Raw genomic sequence first — 2,518 nt, 5'->3', positions numbered from 1 at the left:
TCAGTATGCTGCGCGTACGCGAAGCCTGGCGATTAATGGCGGAGAAAAAAGAGTTCACCAAAGAGACCATGTTACGCGCGGCTGACGAAATTTATTACGTCCCGGAAGGTACGCCCCTCAGCACCCAGCTCATTAAATTTCAGCGCAATAAGAAGAAAGTGGGTCTGGTGGTCAATGAATATGGCGATATTCAGGGGCTGGTCACGGTCGAAGATATTCTGGAAGAGATTGTCGGCGATTTCACCACATCAATGTCACCGACGCTTGCCGAAGAGGTGACGCCGCAGAATGATGGCTCAGTGATCATTGACGGCAGCGCCAACGTTCGTGAAATCAATAAGGCGTTTAACTGGCACTTGCCGGAGGATGACGCACGTACCGTGAACGGTATTATTCTTGAAGCGCTGGAAGAGATCCCGGTTGCCGGAACGCGAGTGCGTATTGGGCAGTACGATATCGATATTCTCGACGTGCAGGACAATATGATTAAACAGGTACAAGTGTTGCCGGTTACACCGCTGCGCGAGAGCGTATCGGACCAGTGAGAGGAGTCCGGACCGGGTAGCGCATCAGCATTACCCGGCCCGAGGCTGATTAGCCTTTGGCTTTCGCCACGGAGACCATCGCCGCACGGATGGTACGTCCGTTCAGGGTATAGCCTTTCTGCATGACCATCAGCACATTACCGGCAGCAACGTCGTCAGACTCTACCATTGCAATGGCCTGATGCACGTTCGGGTCCATCGGCACATCGATATCCGCAACCACCTGCACACCAAACTTCGCCACCACATCCAGCATTGACTTACGCGTCAGCTCAATACCTTCAATCATCGGCGCCATCGCATCATTGTCTTTGTCCGCTACTTCCAGCGCACGATCCAGACTGTCCAGCACCGGCAGCAGCTCGTTGACGAATTTTTCCAGCGCAAATTTATGCGCTTTTTCTACGTCCAGTTCGGTACGACGACGCAGGTTTTCCATTTCCGCTTTGATACGCAACACGCTGTCGCGCTCGCGAGTTTCGGCTTCAGCAAGCTGAGCTTCCAGATTCGCAATTTTTTCATCGCGCGGATCCACCTGCTCAGCAGAAGCGTCTGGTTCAACCGCCTCAACTTCTTCGTGCTGATCCATGATAATTTCTTCCGGGGCTTGCCCCTCAGGCGTTTTCTGTTCTTTACTACTCATGAATTTCTCCGCGTTTTTTTCGCATTCATCTCGCTAACCTGGATTATTATGGGGATAAGATTCAGGGTTTCAAGGGAAGTACTCACATTGTCACTAATCTTCGTTACAAGGACCTCGAGAAAATGAACAATCATTTCAAGTGTATTGGCATTGTGGGGCATCCACGTCACCCCACTGCACTGACAACACATGAAATGCTCTACCGTTGGCTGTGCACCAAAGGTTATGAGGTTATCGTGGAGCAACAAATCGCTCACGAGCTACAGCTGAAAAATGTGAAAACCGGTACGCTCGCGGAGATTGGCCAGCAGGCAGACCTCGCCGTAGTCGTCGGTGGCGACGGCAATATGCTGGGCGCTGCGCGCACCCTGGCACGTTATGACATCAAGGTTATCGGCATTAACCGTGGTAACCTCGGTTTCCTCACCGACCTCGATCCAGACAATGCCCACCAACAATTAGCCGACGTGCTGGAAGGCCACTACATCAGCGAAAAACGCTTTTTACTCGAAGCCCAGGTATGCCAGCAGGATTGCCAGAAGCGCATCAGCACCGCAATCAACGAAGTGGTACTGCATCCAGGCAAAGTGGCGCACATGATTGAGTTCGAAGTGTATATCGATGAAATCTTTGCCTTCTCTCAGCGTTCCGACGGGCTAATTATCTCCACGCCTACCGGCTCTACCGCCTACTCCCTCTCTGCCGGAGGCCCAATTCTGACGCCTTCTCTGGATGCTATTACGCTGGTACCGATGTTCCCGCATACGCTTTCTGCGCGTCCGCTGGTGATCAATAGCAGCAGCACCATTCGCCTGCGCTTTTCTCATCGCCGTAGCGATCTGGAGATCAGCTGCGACAGCCAAATCGCCCTGCCGATACAGGAAGGGGAAGACGTATTAATCCGCCGCTGTGATTATCACCTGAACCTGATACATCCAAAAGATTACAGCTATTTCAATACATTAAGTACAAAACTGGGCTGGTCAAAAAAATTATTCTAATTTAACGCTAACCTCTTTACTGTATAAAAAACCAGTTTATACTGTATGTAATTACAGTTATGGTTTTTCATACAGGAAAACAGCTATGTTGGCACAACTGACCATCAGCAATTTTGCTATCGTTCGTGAACTTGAGATCGATTTCCAGAACGGCATGACCGTCATCACCGGTGAGACAGGTGCGGGTAAGTCCATTGCCATTGATGCTCTCGGTTTGTGCCTGGGCGGGCGCGCAGACGCTGACATGGTGCGCGCAGGCGCTGCGCGAGCCGACCTCTGCGCCCGTTTCGCCTTAAAAGACACCCCGGCAGCTTTGCGCTGGCTGGAAG

General features: G+C 51.6%; 4 protein-coding genes. 3 read left to right on the top strand and 1 reads right to left on the bottom strand.

The window, feature by feature from the left end:
- Window positions 1-545, top strand: a 545-nt coding sequence (locus KQJ18_RS23275; protein ID WP_216422866.1) for a transporter associated domain-containing protein, incomplete at its 5' end; no start/stop codon positions are given.
- A gap of 49 nt (window positions 546-594) precedes the next feature.
- On the opposite strand, the gene grpE is transcribed toward KQJ18_RS23275, so the two are convergent.
- The gene (gene grpE, locus KQJ18_RS23270; RefSeq protein ID WP_038642760.1) at window positions 595-1,188 is read right to left on the bottom strand and encodes a nucleotide exchange factor GrpE; all 594 of its coding nucleotides are present in this window, start codon (window positions 1,186-1,188) and stop codon (window positions 595-597) included.
- A 122-nt stretch (window positions 1,189-1,310) separates the two neighbouring features.
- On the opposite strand from grpE, the gene nadK reads away from it, so the two are divergent.
- Window positions 1,311-2,189 carry an NAD(+) kinase gene (gene nadK / locus KQJ18_RS23265; protein ID WP_038642764.1) on the top strand — a complete coding sequence of 293 codons (879 nt, stop codon included), beginning with the start codon at window positions 1,311-1,313 and terminating at the stop codon, window positions 2,187-2,189.
- 85 nt (window positions 2,190-2,274) lie between these two features.
- A partial coding sequence (locus KQJ18_RS23260) for an AAA family ATPase (protein WP_216422865.1) occupies window positions 2,275-2,518 on the top strand: 244 nt, incomplete at its 3' end.

This window comes from Citrobacter sp. S55_ASV_140, from assembly GCF_018919505.1.
GTDB classification, from domain to species: domain Bacteria; phylum Pseudomonadota; class Gammaproteobacteria; order Enterobacterales; family Enterobacteriaceae; genus Citrobacter; species Citrobacter werkmanii.
This window is presented reverse-complemented; position numbering and strand designations above follow the sequence as displayed.